This window comes from Citrobacter arsenatis (assembly GCF_004353845.1).
GTDB lineage: Bacteria > Pseudomonadota > Gammaproteobacteria > Enterobacterales > Enterobacteriaceae > Citrobacter > Citrobacter arsenatis.
Window position 1 is genome coordinate 4,818,537 of sequence record NZ_CP037864.1, and the last position, 16,907, is coordinate 4,835,443.

Sequence of the window (16,907 nt, forward strand, 5' to 3'; positions counted from 1 at the left end):
ATCACATATTGGCTAACCCGCACGCGCTGTGCGCGGTATAGTTATTCTTTCCGATTATTAATTGCTCTGGTGTTATGGTTGAAATCACGTCTACAGAAATGACCCCACCTACCGACGATTCGCGAGAATTCCGCCCGATGCGCGGTATCAGTAACCGCCATCTGCAGACGATGCTGCCGCGCTTAATTCGCCGCAAGGTGAAGTTCGACGCCCACTGGCAGCGTCTGGAATTGCCCGATGGTGATTTTGTCGATCTGGCGTGGAGTGAAGATCCGCAACAGGCGAAACACAAACCGCGCCTGGTGGTTTTTCACGGTCTGGAAGGCAGTTTGAACAGCCCGTACGCACATGGCCTGATTGAAGCGGCGCAAAAGCGCGGCTGGCTGGGCGTGGTAATGCATTTTCGCGGTTGCAGCGGTGAACCCAATCGTCTGAACCGTATTTATCACTCCGGTGAAACAGAAGATGGCACCTGGTTTTTACACTGGCTGGAGCGTGAGTTTGGTCGCGTGCCGACCGCTGCGGTAGGCTATTCCCTCGGTGGGAACATGCTGGCCTGCCTGCTGGCAAAAGAAGGCAACGAGATTCCAATTGATGCCGCCGTTATCGTCTCCGCACCTTTCGTGCTGGAAGCCTGTAGTTACCATATGGACAAGGGGTTTTCCCGCGTCTATCAGCGCTACCTGCTCAATCTGTTGAAAGCCAATGCCTCGCGTAAGCTTGAGGCCTATCCAGGCTCGCTGCCGGTGAGTCTGGCCCAATTGAAATCTCTGCGTCGCATTCGTGATTTTGACGATCTGATCACCGCCAAAATCCACGGTTTCGCCGATGCTATAGACTATTATCGTCAGTGTAGCGCCATGCCGTTGCTCAACCAGATCGCCAAACCCACGCTGATTATCCATGCCAAGGACGATCCGTTTATGGATCATCACGTGATCCCTACCCCGGAAAACTTGCCCTCGCAGGTGGAATATCAACTGACTGAACACGGCGGCCACGTCGGATTCATTGGCGGCACGGTGCGCCATCCAGAGATGTGGCTGGAATCCAGAATCCCGGACTGGCTGACCACGTATCTGGAGGCATCATCATGATTATCCCCTGGCAAGATATCTCCCCGGACGCGCTGGACAATCTGATTGAAAGCTTTGTCTTGCGCGAAGGCACCGATTATGGTGAACATGAACGCTCGCTCGAACAAAAAGTCGCCGACGTCAAACGCCAACTACAATCAGGTGAAGCCGTGCTGGTGTGGTCCGAACTGCATGAAACGGTCAACATTATGCCGAGGAAGCAGATTCACGAGTAATCCGTAGCCGCCGGCCGACTTTACTATAATTACAACCATTTCATGGAGTTGTTATGTCTGCCAAACATCCGGTGATTGCGGTAACAGGATCCAGCGGCGCGGGGACCACCACCACCAGCCTCGCGTTTCGTAAAATTTTCGCGCAGTTAAATCTGCGCGCCGCCGAGGTGGAAGGTGACAGTTTTCATCGCTATACCCGTCCGGAAATGGACATGGCGATTCGCAAAGCGCGCGATGCCGGGCGGCATATCAGCTATTTCGGCCCCGAAGCTAATGACTTCGGCCTGCTGGAGCAAACCTTCATCGAATACGGTCAGACGGGCAAAGGCCAGTCGCGAAAATATCTACACACTTACGATGAAGCCGTACCGTGGAACCAGGTTCCGGGGACTTTCACGCCCTGGCAGCCGCTGCCTGAACCGACGGATGTCCTGTTTTATGAAGGACTGCACGGCGGCGTCGTGACCCCACAACAAAACGTGGCCCGACATGTCGATCTACTGGTTGGCGTGGTGCCTATCGTAAACCTGGAATGGATCCAGAAGCTGACCCGGGATACCAGCGAGCGCGGACACTCGCGTGAAGCGGTGATGGACTCGGTGGTGCGCTCAATGGACGATTACATCAATTACATCACGCCGCAGTTTTCCCGGACGCATATTAACTTCCAGCGCGTACCGACCGTCGATACCTCTAATCCCTTTGCCGCCAAGAGTATTCCGTCTCTGGATGAAAGCTTTGTCGTGATTCATTTTCGTAACCTGGAAGGGATCGACTTCCCGTGGCTTCTGGCCATGCTGCAGGGCTCATTCATTTCCCATATCAATACGTTGGTCGTGCCGGGCGGTAAAATGGGTCTGGCGATGGAATTGATTATGCTGCCGCTGGTCCAGCGACTGATGGAAGGCAAAAAGATAGAGTAAGGCGTGGAAAGTGCCCGATGGCGCTTCGCTTATCGGGCCTACGAATCAACTTCATCCCGTAGGCCCGATAAGGCAATGCCGCCATCCGGCATCAGGAATTACGCGGCAACCACTTCATAGGAGTGGGTAATGTTCACCGCCTTTTCCAGCATCAGCGCCACGGAACAGTATTTTTCTGCTGAAAGATCGACGGCGCGGGAGACAGACGCATCTTTCAGATCGTTACCCGTTACGATGAAATGCAGGTTGATGTGGGTAAACAGGCGCGGCGCTTCATCACGACGCTCTGAGGTCAGCTTCACTTCGCAGTTGGTCACATCCTGACGCCCCTTTTGCAGAATCGACACGACATCAATTGCGCTACAGCCCCCCGCCGCCATTAATACCATTTCCATCGGGCTCGGCGCTTTATCACCGGAGTTACCGTCCATCAGAATTTGGTGACCAGAGGCAGACTCACCGAGGAAGGTTAACCCCTCAACCCACTTTACACGCGCTTGCATATTTCGTAACTCCAATGTTTCAATTTTCCTGACAGATTACGCGCACATAACAATTCTCGCAACGGAAGGCGACCTGCGTCATGCTGAAGCGAGACACCAGGAGACACACGGCGAAAGCTATGCTAAAACAGTCGGGATGCTACAGTAATACATTGACGTACTGCATGTATGCAGAGGACATCACATTACAGGCTGCAGTATATTTTTAGTAGCCCCCTTCCCAGGTAGCGGGAAGCACATTTTTGCAAACCCAGAGGCAGCGTCGTTTTCTGGCTCTGGAGACAGCTTATAACAGAGGATAACCGCGCATGGTGCTTGGCAAACCGCAAACAGACCCGACTCTCGAATGGTTCTTGTCTCATTGCCATATTCATAAGTACCCATCGAAGAGCACGCTGATTCACCAGGGTGAAAAAGCGGAAACGTTGTATTACATCGTTAAAGGCTCAGTGGCAGTGCTGATCAAAGATGAAGAAGGGAAAGAAATGATCCTTTCTTATCTGAATCAGGGCGATTTTATTGGTGAATTAGGCCTCTTCGAAGAAGGTCAGGAACGTAGCGCCTGGGTACGTGCCAAAACCGCATGTGAAGTCGCTGAAATTTCCTACAAAAAATTTCGCCAATTAATTCAGGTCAACCCGGATATTCTGATGCGCCTGTCTTCTCAGATGGCTCGTCGTCTGCAGGTCACGTCTGAAAAAGTCGGCAACCTTGCCTTCCTCGACGTTACTGGTCGTATCGCGCAGACTCTGCTGAATCTGGCGAAACAGCCTGACGCGATGACCCACCCGGACGGCATGCAGATTAAAATCACCCGTCAGGAAATCGGCCAGATCGTTGGCTGCTCCCGTGAGACCGTCGGTCGTATTCTGAAAATGCTGGAAGATCAGAACCTGATCTCCGCACACGGTAAGACCATCGTCGTCTACGGCACCCGTTAACCCCATCGAAGTGGCGCGTTACTCAGTAATGCGCCACTTTTGTTTATACCGATGTGGCGAAGACTGATATACCACCCAGAGATTAACTACGCACTACGGCAGACGCTGGTGCTATGTTTACCTGTGGCCGTTGGTCTGATCATCGGTCAACTTCATCTGGGACTCCTCTTCTCCCTCGTCCCTGCCTGTTGCAATATTGCCGGTCTTGATACTCCGCATAAGCGTTTTTTCAAACGCTTAGCTATTGGCGCGTCTTTGTTTGCCGGATGCAGTCTGATCATGCAGTTGCTGCTGGCAAAAGATATACCGCTACCGCTTATCCTCACCGGCCTGACGCTGATTCTTGGCGTAACCGCCGAGCTTAGCCCTTTGCATGCGCGACTGCTGCCAGCCTCGCTTATCGCGGCGATTTTCACGCTAAGCCTGGCCGGGAACATGCCCGTCTGGGAGCCGCTGCTGATCTACGCGCTGGGCACGTTATGGTATGGCCTGTTCAACTGGTTCTGGTTCTGGATGTGGCGCGAGCAGCCGCTCCGTGAATCGCTCAGCTTGTTGTATCGTGAATTAGCCGATTACTGTGAAGCCAAGTACAGCATGCTGACCCAGCATGCCGACCCAGAAAAAGCGCTGCCTCCTCTGCTGGTTCGCCAACAAAAAGCGGTGGACCTGATTACCCAGTGCTATCAGCAAATGCATATGCTGTCGGCGCATCGCAACAACGATTACAAGCGCCTGCTCCGTGCCTTTCAGGAGGCGCTCGACTTACAAGAGCATATTTCCGTTAGCCTCCACCAGCCGGAAGAGGTGCAAAAGCTGGTCGAACGTAGCCACGCGGAGCAGGTGATTCGCTGGAACGCGCGAACCGTCGCCGAACGCCTTCGGGTACTGGCCGATGATATTTTGTATCACCGCTTGCCGACCCGTTTCTCGATGGAAAAACAGATTGGCACGCTGGAGAAAATCGCCAACCAGCATCCGGACAATCCGGTGGGACAGTTTTGCTACTGGCACTTCAGCCGTATTGCCCGCGTGCTACGCACCCAGCGCCCGTTGTATGCCCGTGACTTGATGGCTGACAAGCAGCGTCGTTTGCCGCTGATCCCAGCCCTGAAAAACTATCTGTCGTTGAAATCCCCTGCGCTGCGCAATGCCGGGCGCATCAGCGTTATGTTGAGTATCGCCAGCCTAATGGGCAGCGCCTTACACCTGCCAAAACCTTACTGGATTTTAATGACTATCCTGTTCGTCACGCAAAATGGCTACGGGGCGACCCGGGTGCGCATCTTACATCGGTCGGTAGGAACGCTCGTTGGACTGGTCATTGCCGGCGTCACGCTGCACTTTCATATTCCGGAAGGTTTCACGCTGGCGGGCATGCTGTTGATAACCCTGGTGAGCTATCTGATCATCCGTAAAAACTACGGCTGGGCTACAGTAGGCTTTACGGTTACGGCGGTATACACCCTGCAACTGCTGACGCTGAACGGGGAACAGTTTATCGTGCCGCGGTTTGTCGATACGGTCATTGGCTGCTTAATCGCCTTTGGCGGAACGCTCTGGCTGTGGCCGCAGTGGCAGAGCGGTCTGTTGCGTAAGAACGCCCACGATGCGTTAGAAGCCGACCAGGAGGCCATTCGTCTGATCCTCAGCAACGATCCGCAAGCCACGCCGCTGGCGTATCAACGCATGCGGGTCAACCAGGCGCATAACACGCTGTTCAACTCACTGAACCAGGCGATGCAGGAGCCAGGATTCAACTCACACTACCTGGCGGACATGAAACTGTGGGTCACGCACAGCCAGTTCATCGTCGAACACATCAACGCGATGACTACGCTGGCAAGGGAGCATACGATGCTGACGCCAGATTTGGCACAGCGGTATCTGGAGTCCTGTGAAATTGCGCTTCAGCGCTGTCAGCAGCGGCTGGAGTATGACGGACCGGGAAGCTCGGGCGATGTGAATATTCTCGAAGCGCCGGAGATGCTGTCCCACGGTCCGTTAAGCACTCTTGAGCAGCATCTGCAACGGGTTCTGGGACATCTGAACACCATGCACACCATTTCGTCGGTAGCATGGCGTCAGCGACCGCACCACGGGATCTGGCTGAGCCGTCGGTTGCGGGATATGAAAGGTTAAGATCGACTGCCGGATGCGCTACGCTTATCCGGCCTACGAATCACACCTTACCCTGTAGGCCGGATAAGGCGCTCGCTCCGCCATCCGGCAATCCATCACCCAACGACTTTCGCTACCGCCTGCGCGAAACGCTGCATCCCTTCATCGATATCCGCCTGCTCTACCACCAGCGACGGCGCGAAACGCATCACGTCCGGCCCGGCGTTCAGCACCATCACTCCTTCGTGCGCGGCGGCATAGAGGAAATCGCGCGCCCGGCCTTTGAACGGCGGCTTCAACTCGGCACCAATCAGCAGGCCCATGCCGCGAATATCGCTGAAAATATCGAACTGTTGATCAATTTTGTGCAAATGCTGGACAAACGTCTGACGTTTGGCCTGAACACCTCCCAACACTTCCGGCGTATTGATGATATCAAACGCGGCGCCCGCTACTGCGCAGGCCAGCGGGTTACCGCCGTAGGTGGACCCGTGGGAACCCACATGGAACGCGGAGGCAATCTCCTGGGTGGTCAGCACCGCGCTCACCGGGAAACCGCCGCCGAGCGCCTTCGCGCTGGTTAGGATATCCGGCGTCACGCCGTAGTGCATATAGGCAAACAAATCGCCGGTACGCCCCATCCCACTCTGCACTTCATCAAATACCAACAGCGCCTGATGCTGATCGCAGAGTTCGCGCAAACCTTGCAGGAATTCCGGCGTTGCCGCAGTGACGCCACCTTCCCCCTGAATTGGCTCAACCACCACCGCGCAGGTGTGATCGTCCATCACCGCTTTGACCGCGTGCAGATCGTTAAACGGTACATGGATGATATCCGCCGGTTTTGGTCCAAAGCCGTCGGAGTATTTCGGCTGTCCGCCGACAGAAACGGTAAACAGCGAACGACCGTGAAACGCATTATGGAAGGCAATAATTTTGGTTTTGAACGGGCTATGGCGCACGCAGGCATAGTGGCGCGCCAGCTTAAAGGCGGTTTCGTTGGCTTCGGTACCGGAGTTCATGAACAGCACGCGCTCGGCGAAGGACGCATCAATAATTTTACGGCCTAAGCGTAACGCGGGTTCATTGGTGAAAACGTTGCTGGTATGCCACAGGGTTTCGCCCTGGGTTTTTAACGCCTCAACCAGTGCCGGATGGCAATGCCCTAGCGCGGTAACTGCAATACCGCCCGCGAAATCAACATACTCTTTGCCCTGTTGATCCCACACTCGGCTCCCTTTCCCTTTTACCGGGATAAACTCAGCCGGTGCATAAATCGGCAGAATCACTTCATCGAATGTCGCGCGCGTAATTGCAGTTTGTTCAGTTGCCATGTCATTACCACCCTGTTAAGCAGAAACGCCAGTGAAATTATAATCACAAAATATGAATAAAAAATCACTGAATAGCAACCACAAATCAGCGATTGAGGAAATTAGCCAGCAGCTGATGCCCTTGTTCGCTGAGAATACTCTCCGGGTGAAACTGCACCCCTTCCAGATCCCACTCACGGTGGCGAATGCCCATAATCTCCTGCGTTTCACTCCAGGCCGTTACCTCAAAGCAGTCGGGAAGCGTCGCGGGGGCGACCACCAGAGAGTGATAGCGCGTCACCGTTAATGGGTTATTGAGCCCTTGAAAAACGCCCTTCCCGTTATGCGTAATCGGCGAAGTTTTACCGTGCATCACTTTTGCCGCCCGAACCACGGTCGCGCCAAAGGCCTGCGCCATCGCCTGGTGACCAAGACAAACCCCCAGCAGGGGGATCTTCCCGGCAAAATGACGAATGACATCCAGTGAGATACCGGCGTCATCCGGCGTACAGGGTCCAGGAGAAATGACGATTTTTTGCGGGTTCAGCGCGTCGATTTGCGCCAGCGTCAGCTCATCGTTGCGCCTGACAAGGACATCAGCGCCCAGTTCGCAGAAGTATTGGTACAGGTTCCAGGTAAAAGAATCATAGTTATCGATAAGCAGGATCATGGCGGCTCCGGTACATAAGAACCGCGCTATTCTACTCAGTTTCCGGGGCTTCGCTTACCACTTTACGAAATATCGCCCGCAGCGCAGACAGGTCACCCATCGCCCCGCTCTGATTAGCCAGGTTCCACTGCTCAACCGGGATATCATCCCAGTTCAATATATACCCGGCGTGAATCGCTAACTGTTCGAAGAAAATACGCTGCGCCAGACCGCTGCCAATACGAAACGGATGTAGGACGTTGATTTCGCAATAATAGTGCGCAAGACGATCGACAAACTTATCTTTCGATAATCCCACCAGCCAGGACTCGTCTTCCAGGTCCTGCATCAGCGCATTGCCCTCTTTCTCGATATAAGCGAAATGGCAAAAACGGGTATCGCCCTGATAGATATCGACTTCCCGCAAATGACCCGCCCAATCAAAAATATCCCGATACAGCTGGCGGTGAATGGCGCATAGGTGTGGCAAGCCACGCTTAAGCGGACCCAGTTCGATAGTGGCCGCACGCAGCGCCGTCAGTTCATAGGCCGCCTGCGCCAGACGCTGCGCCTGATGGATCCCCAGAAGGTTACGCATGACATTCAGGCCCGGATACAAATAGGGGTCGCGTCCGTCACCGAATTTATCGCTCATAGTGCCTCCTCAACTCTTCAAGACGCGCCAGGGCGTCTTCAGCACTCAGAGTAACCCGTGGAATATCCACGCCTTCCAGACGCCGACTGGCCTGGAAGTTAGCGTTTCGCCGCTGTTCCCAGAGCCGGGACTTTTGTTTATCGGTGAGTTTTTTCACGTGACCTCCCTGAATGAGCCGACACTTGCCACAAGTATAAGCAGCAATTTCGGGTTACGCAGAGAAGGGAGAAAACGCGGGCGAGAACTGCCCGCGCAAAATACGATTACGGCAGGACTTTGGCAGACAGGATAACAATCGGTTTTGACGGAACATTCTGGTAAGGACCGACATCATGGGTCTGGACCTGAGAGATCTTATCCGCAACATCCATACCTTTCACAACTTTACCGAAGACAGCGTAGCCAAAGTCGCGCTGGCCGTGATCGAGGAACGCATTGTCTGCAATGTTGATAAAGAACTGGCTGGTCGCGCTGTCTTTATCCGCTGTGCGCGCCATGGCAATCGTGCCACGGGTATTGCGCAGTCCGTTATCGGCTTCATTCTTGATTGGCGGGTTAGGTTTCTTCTGCTGCATCTGCTCGGTAAAACCGCCGCCCTGCACCATGAAGCCAGGGATCACGCGGTGGAACGTCGTGTTGTTATAGAAACCGCTGTTGACATAATCGACAAAGTTTTGCACTGAAACCGGGGCTTTCTGACTGTTCAGCTCCAGCTCAATGTTACCGGCAGAGGTTGTCAGCAGGACATGCGGGTCACCTTTTGCTGCCAGTGCTGCGGGAGAAAGAGCAGAAAGAGCGAGAACAGCTGCAACAGCCGCCAGAGTCGATTTGAGCATGAGAATTCCTTAACAAGAGCAGAAATGAAGCAAGTGAATTGATTCTAAAGAGCCTTCAAGAACAAGGCCATCCCTTTACTTAATTTTACGTACCTGAAACAAATGTAACCTTATAGTCTTAAGATCCAATGCGATCTAGATCACATAAAAAAATGTAACGGCGCAGGTAATTACCAATAAACATTTAAATGCATCACTAAAGCGCCTAAAATCTGCCCGCTCACGGCGCAATCATTGCGCCTTCCACTTCTATACAGGCCAGTCATGACTAACAGCAATCGCATCAAGCTCACATGGATTAGCTTTCTCTCCTACGCCCTGACAGGCGCGTTGGTAATTGTCACCGGGATGGTGATGGGAAACATCGCAGAGTACTTCCATTTGCCCGTTTCCAGTATGAGTAACACCTTCACCTTCCTGAATGCCGGCATTCTGATCTCTATCTTCCTGAACGCCTGGCTGATGGAAATTGTGCCCCTGAAAACCCAGCTGCGCTTTGGCTTTATCCTGATGGTTCTGGCGGTCGCAGGACTGATGCTCAGCCATAGCCTGGCCTTGTTCTCTGCCGCCATGTTTGTTCTTGGTCTGGTGAGCGGTATCACTATGTCGATTGGTACGTTTCTGGTGACTCAAATGTACGAAGGTCGCCAGCGCGGTTCCCGCCTGCTGTTTACTGATTCCTTCTTCAGCATGGCTGGCATGATTTTCCCGATGGTGGCCGCGTTCTTGTTAGCGCGCAGTATCGAATGGTATTGGGTCTATGCCTGCATCGGCCTGGTATACGTCGCCATTTTCCTGCTGACCTTCGGCTGCGAATTCCCGGCGCTGGGCAAACACGCGCAGCAACCGGACGCGCCTGTCGTGAAAGAAAAATGGGGTATTGGTGTGCTGTTCCTGGCGATCGCCGCGCTGTGCTACATCCTCGGGCAGTTGGGCTTCATCTCTTGGGTGCCGGAATACGCCAAAAGCCTGGGCATGAGCCTGAACGATGCGGGTAAACTGGTCAGCGACTTCTGGATGTCTTACATGGTTGGCATGTGGGCGTTTAGCTTTATTCTGCGTTTCTTCGACTTGCAGCGCATCCTGACCGTACTGGCGGGTCTGGCCACCGTCCTGATGTATCTGTTTATCACCGGTACGCCGGAGCATATGCCGTGGTTTATTCTGACACTGGGCTTCTTCTCCAGCGCGATTTATACCACCATTATTACCCTTGGCTCCCAGCAGACGAAGGTTGCATCACCTAAACTGGTTAACTTCGTTCTGACCTGCGGCACCATCGGTACTATGCTCACGTTCGTGGTAACCGGCCCTATCGTGGCGCACAGCGGTCCGCAGGCAGCATTGCAGACGGCTAACGGCTTGTATGCCGTCGTATTCGTGATGTGCTTTATTCTTGGGTTCGTCACGCGCCACCGCCAGCATAACGCCCCAGCAACGCATTAATCTCACTGCCGGATGGTATCCACGCCATCCGGCATATTATCGCTCTCCCTCCTCTACCACTGGTCATGTAGGCCAACTCTTACAAAAACCCCTTAATTTGTATGCTTTTTATACAAACACGAAAAGCCAGTTAATTCCGTCACTTATAAAAATGCTGACAAATCAGTTATATACCTCTTAAGGAGTATATAAAGGCGAATTTGATTTGCATCAATAAGCGGGGTTGCTGAATCGTTAAGGTAGGCAGTAATAGAAAAGAAATCGAGGCAAAAATGAGCAAAGTCAGACTCGCTATTATCGGTAATGGTATGGTCGGCCATCGCTTTATTGAGGATCTTCTTGATAAATCCGACGCTGCCAATTTTGATATTACCGTCTTCTGTGAAGAACCCCGCAAAGCGTACGACCGTGTGCACCTGTCTTCCTACTTCTCCCACCACACCGCAGAAGAGCTATCTCTGGTGCGTGAAGGATTTTACGAGAAGCACGGCGTTAAGGTGTTAGTGGGCGAGCGCGCAATTACCATTAACCGCCAGGAGAAGGTGATCCACTCCAGCGCGGGTCGTACGGTTTATTACGATAAGCTGATCATGGCGACGGGCTCTTACCCGTGGATCCCACCGATCAAAGGTTCGGAAACCCAGGACTGCTTCGTTTACCGCACCATAGAAGACCTCAACGCTATTGAGTCATGCGCGCGCCGTAGCAAACGCGGCGCCGTGGTCGGCGGTGGCCTGCTGGGCCTGGAAGCCGCCGGTGCGCTGAAAAGCCTCGGCGTTGAAACCCACGTGATTGAATTCGCCCCAATGCTGATGGCTGAACAGCTGGATCATATGGGTGGCGAGCAGTTACGTCGCAAAATTGAAAGCATGGGCGTGCGCGTGCACACCAGCAAAAACACCAAAGAGATCGTCCAGGAAGGCACCACAGCACGCAAAACCATGCGTTTTGCCGACGGTAGCGAACTGGAAGTCGATTTTATCGTCTTCTCTACCGGTATTCGTCCTCGCGACAAACTGGCGACCCAATGCGGCCTGGACGTCGCTCCGCGCGGTGGTATCGTGATTAACGACACCTGCCAGACTTCTGACCCGGATATCTATGCCATCGGCGAATGCGCCAGCTGGAACAACCGCGTATATGGTCTGGTTGCCCCGGGCTACAAAATGGCGCAGGTTGCCGTTGACCATATCCTCGAAACCGAAAACACCTTTGAAGGCGCGGATCTGAGCGCTAAGCTGAAGCTGCTCGGCGTTGACGTCGGCGGGATTGGCGACGCGCATGCGCGCACGCCGGGTGCCCGTAGCTACGTCTATCTCGACGAAAGCAAAGAAGTCTACAAACGCCTGATCGTTAGCGAAGATAACAAAACCCTGCTCGGCGCGGTTTTAGTCGGCGATACCAGCGATTACGGCAACCTGCTGCAGCTGGTGCTAAACGCCATCGAACTGCCGGAAAACCCGGATTCACTGATTCTGCCAGCACATGCGGGCAGCGGTAAGCCGTCTATCGGTGTCGATAAACTGCCGGACAGCGCGCAGATTTGTTCCTGCTTCGATGTTACCAAAGGCATGCTGATTGCCGCGATCAACAAAGGCTGTCATACCGTTGCGGCGCTGAAAGCTGAAACCAAAGCGGGTACCGGCTGCGGCGGGTGTATCCCGCTGGTAACGCAGGTCCTCAACGCCGAACTGGCGAAACAGGGTATCGAAGTTAACAACAACCTGTGCGAACACTTCCCATACTCACGTCAGGAACTGTTCCATCTCATCCGCGTAGAAGGCATCAAAACCTTCGAAGAGCTGCTGGCAAAACACGGGAAAGGCTACGGCTGTGAAGTGTGTAAACCGACCGTCGGTTCTCTGCTGGCTTCCTGCTGGAATGAGTACATCCTTAAACCGCAGCACACGCCGCTGCAGGACACCAACGACAACTTCCTGGCGAACATCCAGAAAGACGGTACCTACTCCGTGATCCCGCGCTCTGCGGGCGGTGAAATTACCCCTGAAGGCCTGGTGGCCGTGGGCCGTATCGCACGTGAATTTAACCTGTACACAAAAATCACCGGTTCTCAGCGTATCGGCCTGTTCGGCGCGCAAAAAGACGACCTACCGGAAATCTGGCGTCAGCTGATTGAAGCGGGCTTTGAAACCGGTCACGCGTATGCCAAAGCGCTGCGTATGGCGAAAACCTGCGTAGGCAGCACCTGGTGCCGTTACGGCGTCGGCGATAGCGTGGGCTTCGGCGTGGAGCTGGAAAATCGCTACAAAGGCATTCGTACCCCGCACAAAATGAAATTCGGTGTCTCCGGCTGTACCCGTGAATGTGCGGAAGCTCAGGGTAAAGACGTGGGTATCATCGCCACTGAGAAAGGCTGGAACCTGTACGTTTGCGGTAACGGCGGGATGAAACCTCGTCATGCAGACCTGCTGGCAGCGGATATCGATCGCGAAACGCTGCTCAAGTACCTTGACCGTTTCATGATGTTCTACATCCGTACTGCCGACAAACTGACCCGTACCGCACCGTGGTTAGACAATCTGGAAGGCGGTATCGAGTATCTGAAATCAGTCATCATCGACGACAAGCTGGGCCTGAACCAGCATCTGGAAGAAGAGATGGCCCGTCTGCGTGAAGCGGTAGTCTGCGAGTGGACAGAAACCGTTAACACCCCATCCGCGCAGGTTCGCTTCAAGCACTTTATCAACAGCGAAAAACGCGATCCGAATGTCCAGGTTGTGCCTGAACGTGAACAACATCGTCCGGCCACGCCGTATGAGCGTATCCCGGTGACTCTGGTGGAGGAAAACGCATGAGCCAGTGGCAAAACATCTGCAAAATCGATGACATTCTGCCTGCAACAGGCGTCTGCGCCCTGTTAGGTAGCGAGCAAGTTGCGATTTTCCGCCCGTATCACAGCGACCAGGTGTTTGCGATCAGCAACATCGACCCGTTCTTTGAGTCCAGCGTGCTTTCTCGCGGGCTGATTGCTGAACATCAGGGTGAGTTGTGGGTCGCCAGCCCGCTGAAAAAACAGCGCTTTCGTTTAAGCGACGGTCTGTGCATGGAAGACGAACAGTTCTCCGTGAAACATTACGAAGCGCGAGTGAAAGACGGCACGGTGCAACTGCGCGGTTAATTAATTTATGGGAGGCGCAACGCCTCCCCTTTTTTGACGTATTTGTAGGTCTTTTATTGGTAGGCCTGATAAGCGTAGCGCCATCAGGCAATTGCAAAAGCACATTGCCGGATGGCGGCATAAATGCCTTATCCGGCCTACGGTTACGATTTCTTTTTATTTTTGTACTTCAAGGATAATCAACACATGTTCACAGACACTATCAATAAGTGTGCGGCTAACGCTGCGCGCATCGCCCGCCTGTCGGCAAATAACCCTCTCGGATTCTGGGTCAGTTCGGCAATGGCAGGGGCCTACGTTGGCCTCGGCATCATCCTTATTTTTACCCTCGGTAATCTGCTCGACCCGTCCGTACGTCCTCTGGTGATGGGTGCAACCTTTGGTATCGCCTTAACGCTGGTCATTATTGCCGGTTCGGAACTGTTTACCGGTCACACCATGTTCCTGACGCTCGGCGTCAAAGCAGGCACCATCAGCCACGGTCAGATGTGGGCTATTCTGCCGCAAACCTGGCTGGGTAACCTGGTCGGTTCCGTGTTTGTCGCCCTGCTGTACAGCTGGGGTGGCGGCAGCCTGCTGCCGGTCGATACCAGCATCGTCCATTCGGTTGCGCTGGCAAAAACGACCGCGCCTGCAACGGTGCTGTTCTTCAAAGGCGCGTTGTGTAACTGGTTGGTTTGTCTGGCAATCTGGATGGCGATTCGTACCGAAGGCGCGGCAAAATTCCTCGCTATCTGGTGGTGTCTGCTGGCGTTTATTGCTTCCGGCTACGAGCACTCGGTTGCCAACATGACGCTGTTTGCCCTCTCCTGGTTCGGTCACCACAGCGAAGCCTATACCCTGTCAGGAATTGGTCATAACCTGCTGTGGGTGACACTCGGTAATACTTTGTCCGGTGTCGTATTCATGGGATTGGGTTATTGGTATGCTACGCCAAAATCGGAGCGTCCTGTTCCGGCAAAAATCAACCAAGCTGAAAATCTGGCATAACAGCCAAATAATTAAGGGGTAATGTCGTGGATCATTTGCCTATATTTTGTCAACTACGTGACCGTGACTGCTTGATCGTCGGCGGTGGTGATGTCGCAGAACGCAAAGCGCGGTTACTGCTGGAAGCGGGCGCACGTTTAACGGTTAATGCGTTGGCGTTTATTCCGCAGTTCAAAGTATGGGCAGATGAAGGCATGCTGACGCTGGTTGAAGGGCCGTTCGATGAGTCCCTGCTCGACGCCTGCTGGCTGGCTATTGCCGCCACCGATGACGATACCGTCAACCAAAACGTCAGCACCGCCGCAGAATCACGCCGTATATTCTGCAACGTGGTCGATGCACCAAAAGCAGCCAGTTTTATCATGCCCTCCATTATCGACCGCTCGCCGCTGATGGTGGCGGTCTCCTCCGGCGGGACATCGCCGGTGCTTGCCCGTCTGCTGCGTGAAAGACTTGAATCCGTACTGCCTCAGCATCTGGGCCAGGTCGCGCAGTATGCCGGTAAGTTGCGTTCCCGAGTGAAGCAGCAGTTTGCCAGCATGGGGGAGCGTCGCCGCTTCTGGGAAAAATTGTTTGTGAATGACCGCCTGGCGCAGTCGCTGGCAAACAGTGACCAGAAAGCCGTCGAGGAAACCACTGAGCAATTGCTCAGCGAACCGTTGGACCATCGCGGGGAAGTGGTGCTAGTTGGCGCCGGTCCTGGCGATGCCGGGCTGCTGACGCTGAAAGGTCTACAGCAGATCCAGCAAGCAGATGTCGTGGTCTATGACCGCCTGGTTTCCGACGACATCATGAACCTTGTACGCCGCGATGCAGATCGTGTGTTCGTAGGCAAACGTGCGGGTTATCACTGCGTGCCGCAGGAAGAGATTAACCAGATCCTGCTGCGTGAAGCGCAACAGGGCAAACGCGTCGTGCGTCTGAAAGGCGGCGACCCGTTCATCTTTGGCCGCGGCGGCGAAGAGCTGGAAACCCTGTGCCACGCCGGTATTCCATTCTCCGTTGTGCCGGGCATTACCGCGGCTTCCGGTTGTTCCGCTTATTCCGGCATTCCGCTGACGCATCGTGATTACGCCCAGAGCGTACGTCTGGTTACCGGACACCTGAAAACCGGCGGAGAGCTGGACTGGGAAAACCTGGCGGCAGAGAAACAGACGCTGGTGTTCTACATGGGTCTGAACCAGGCTGCCACCATTCAGGAAAAACTGATCGAATTTGGCATGCAGCCCGATATGCCTGTCGCGTTGGTAGAAAACGGTACATCCGTGAAGCAACGCGTCGTCAACGGGGTACTGACGCAGCTCGGCGAACTGGCGCAGCAGGTTGAAAGCCCAGCGCTGATAATTGTCGGTCGCGTGGTTGGACTGCGCGATAAGCTGAACTGGTTCTCGAACCATTAATTGAATGCAAATACATGCTCTGATATTCAGGGCATGTATTTATCATCCTGCAGAAATAAATAATAAACGAAATACGCTATATTCTCACCTCAGCAAACCAACTATTAATCATTAATTAAAATATAACCGACCTGTAATCTAATTCACTAATTATATAATTTACACAAAGCTTGTTATGTCCTTATCCGGACTACTTAAATTTTATTTTAGTTGATATCTTAACCGCCGAGAAATGGATTTCATCCATTTAAAAACAGATATCTTACAAGGATTTTAACATGCTGAAATTTGCAAAAATCACCCTCGTCGCTGGTGTTCTGGCTACGCTGACCGCGTGTACTGGCCATATCGAAAATACAAAAAATAACTGCAGCTACGATTACTTCCTGCATCCAGCTATTTCAATTTCTAAAATTATTGGTGGCTGTGGTCCGGCTGCAAACCAGTAATAAAAGCGATTGCGCAGATACAAAAAAACCGGGAATTTCCCGGTTTTTTGCATTTATAGAGTAGATGCTCATTCACATGTTATCGCACTCACGCTCTCGCGCAGAATACGTAGCACGGTCTGTTCTCCACTTCGATTCGGATTAATACGGATCGCATAATCACCCAGCGACGGATTCGCTTCGCGAAACGTCCCCGAAAGGCGAAAAAAAAACCGGGCGTAACCCGGTTTCTT

General features: G+C 53.5%; 16 protein-coding genes and 2 pseudogenes. 11 read left to right on the forward strand and 7 right to left on the reverse strand.

Features of this window, described 5'->3' with window-relative positions:
• Positions 1-28 precede the first annotated feature (28 nt).
• The 3 genes and pseudogenes from E1B03_RS24305 (at position 29) to E1B03_RS24315 (ending at position 2,235) form a co-directional block, all read left to right on the forward strand.
• A pseudogene (locus tag E1B03_RS24305) lies at positions 29-1,097 on the forward strand (hydrolase).
• Entirely contained in the window at positions 1,094-1,312 is a 219-nt protein-coding gene (locus tag E1B03_RS24310) for a YheU family protein (protein ID WP_003023615.1), read from the forward strand. Before E1B03_RS24305 ends, E1B03_RS24310 begins: the two are co-directional and overlap by 4 nt.
• Positions 1,313-1,365: 53 nt before the next feature.
• A complete protein-coding gene (locus E1B03_RS24315) occupies positions 1,366-2,235 on the forward strand; it encodes a phosphoribulokinase (RefSeq protein WP_003827751.1) in 870 nt (289 codons plus the stop codon).
• 98 nt (positions 2,236-2,333) lie between these two features.
• Here the strand turns inward: E1B03_RS24315 and E1B03_RS24320 are convergent, their stop codons facing one another.
• A complete protein-coding gene (locus E1B03_RS24320; protein WP_043018552.1) occupies positions 2,334-2,738 on the reverse strand; it encodes an OsmC family protein in 405 nt (134 codons plus the stop codon).
• Positions 2,739-3,046: 308 nt separating this feature from the next.
• On the opposite strand from E1B03_RS24320, the gene crp reads away from it, so the two are divergent.
• Both crp and E1B03_RS24330 read left to right on the forward strand, forming a co-directional pair.
• Positions 3,047-3,679, forward strand: coding sequence for a cAMP-activated global transcriptional regulator CRP (gene crp, locus E1B03_RS24325; protein ID WP_000242758.1), 633 nt, complete (start codon positions 3,047-3,049; stop codon positions 3,677-3,679).
• A 51-nt stretch (positions 3,680-3,730) separates the two neighbouring features.
• On the forward strand, positions 3,731-5,818 hold the full coding sequence (locus tag E1B03_RS24330) for a YccS/YhfK family putative transporter (RefSeq protein WP_103769602.1): 2,088 nt from the start codon (positions 3,731-3,733) through the stop codon (positions 5,816-5,818).
• A gap of 95 nt (positions 5,819-5,913) precedes the next feature.
• On the opposite strand, the gene argD is transcribed toward E1B03_RS24330, so the two are convergent.
• From argD to ppiA, 5 genes are all read right to left on the reverse strand, one after another.
• Positions 5,914-7,131, reverse strand: a complete 1,218-nt coding sequence (argD, locus tag E1B03_RS24335; RefSeq protein WP_103769601.1) for a bifunctional acetylornithine/succinyldiaminopimelate transaminase — start codon at positions 7,129-7,131, stop codon at positions 5,914-5,916.
• A gap of 85 nt (positions 7,132-7,216) precedes the next feature.
• Positions 7,217-7,780: an aminodeoxychorismate synthase component 2 gene (pabA, locus tag E1B03_RS24340; RefSeq protein WP_103769600.1), complete on the reverse strand. Its 564-nt coding sequence runs from the start codon at positions 7,778-7,780 to the stop codon at positions 7,217-7,219.
• 31 nt (positions 7,781-7,811) lie between these two features.
• Positions 7,812-8,414: a putative adenosine monophosphate-protein transferase Fic gene (locus E1B03_RS24345; RefSeq protein ID WP_103769599.1), complete on the reverse strand. Its 603-nt coding sequence runs from the start codon at positions 8,412-8,414 to the stop codon at positions 7,812-7,814.
• Positions 8,404-8,571: a YhfG family protein gene (locus E1B03_RS24350; RefSeq protein WP_003827708.1), complete on the reverse strand. Its 168-nt coding sequence runs from the start codon at positions 8,569-8,571 to the stop codon at positions 8,404-8,406. The genes E1B03_RS24345 and E1B03_RS24350 overlap by 11 nt, the downstream gene beginning before the upstream one ends.
• A 106-nt stretch (positions 8,572-8,677) precedes the next feature.
• On the reverse strand, positions 8,678-9,250 hold the full coding sequence (gene ppiA, locus E1B03_RS24355) for a peptidylprolyl isomerase A (RefSeq protein ID WP_003023595.1): 573 nt from the start codon (positions 9,248-9,250) through the stop codon (positions 8,678-8,680).
• A gap of 264 nt (positions 9,251-9,514) precedes the next feature.
• Here ppiA and tsgA point away from each other — a divergent pair, with 264 nt between their 5' ends.
• The 6 genes from tsgA to E1B03_RS24385 all read left to right on the forward strand — a co-directional run bounded on the left by tsgA (position 9,515) and on the right by E1B03_RS24385 (position 16,674).
• On the forward strand, positions 9,515-10,696 hold the full coding sequence (tsgA, locus tag E1B03_RS24360) for an MFS transporter TsgA (protein WP_133087056.1): 1,182 nt from the start codon (positions 9,515-9,517) through the stop codon (positions 10,694-10,696).
• Between the two features lie 272 nt (positions 10,697-10,968).
• The gene (nirB, locus tag E1B03_RS24365; protein WP_133087057.1) at positions 10,969-13,512 is read left to right on the forward strand and encodes an NADPH-nitrite reductase large subunit; all 2,544 of its coding nucleotides are present in this window, start codon (positions 10,969-10,971) and stop codon (positions 13,510-13,512) included.
• On the forward strand, positions 13,509-13,835 hold the full coding sequence (gene nirD, locus E1B03_RS24370; RefSeq protein WP_043018558.1) for a nitrite reductase small subunit NirD: 327 nt from the start codon (positions 13,509-13,511) through the stop codon (positions 13,833-13,835). The genes nirB and nirD overlap by 4 nt, the downstream gene beginning before the upstream one ends.
• A gap of 186 nt (positions 13,836-14,021) precedes the next feature.
• On the forward strand, positions 14,022-14,825 hold the full coding sequence (gene nirC, locus E1B03_RS24375; protein ID WP_103769634.1) for a nitrite transporter NirC: 804 nt from the start codon (positions 14,022-14,024) through the stop codon (positions 14,823-14,825).
• A 26-nt stretch (positions 14,826-14,851) separates the two neighbouring features.
• Positions 14,852-16,225, forward strand: coding sequence for a siroheme synthase CysG (cysG, locus tag E1B03_RS24380; RefSeq protein ID WP_103769596.1), 1,374 nt, complete (start codon positions 14,852-14,854; stop codon positions 16,223-16,225).
• Between the two features lie 278 nt (positions 16,226-16,503).
• The gene (locus tag E1B03_RS24385) at positions 16,504-16,674 is read left to right on the forward strand and encodes a YhfL family protein (RefSeq protein ID WP_003827690.1); all 171 of its coding nucleotides are present in this window, start codon (positions 16,504-16,506) and stop codon (positions 16,672-16,674) included.
• Positions 16,675-16,742: 68 nt separating this feature from the next.
• On the opposite strand, the pseudogene E1B03_RS24390 reads toward E1B03_RS24385, so the two are convergent.
• Positions 16,743-16,883 (reverse strand): annotated as a pseudogene (locus E1B03_RS24390) (aminotransferase); the annotation flags it as partial.
• Positions 16,884-16,907: the final 24 nt, after the last annotated feature.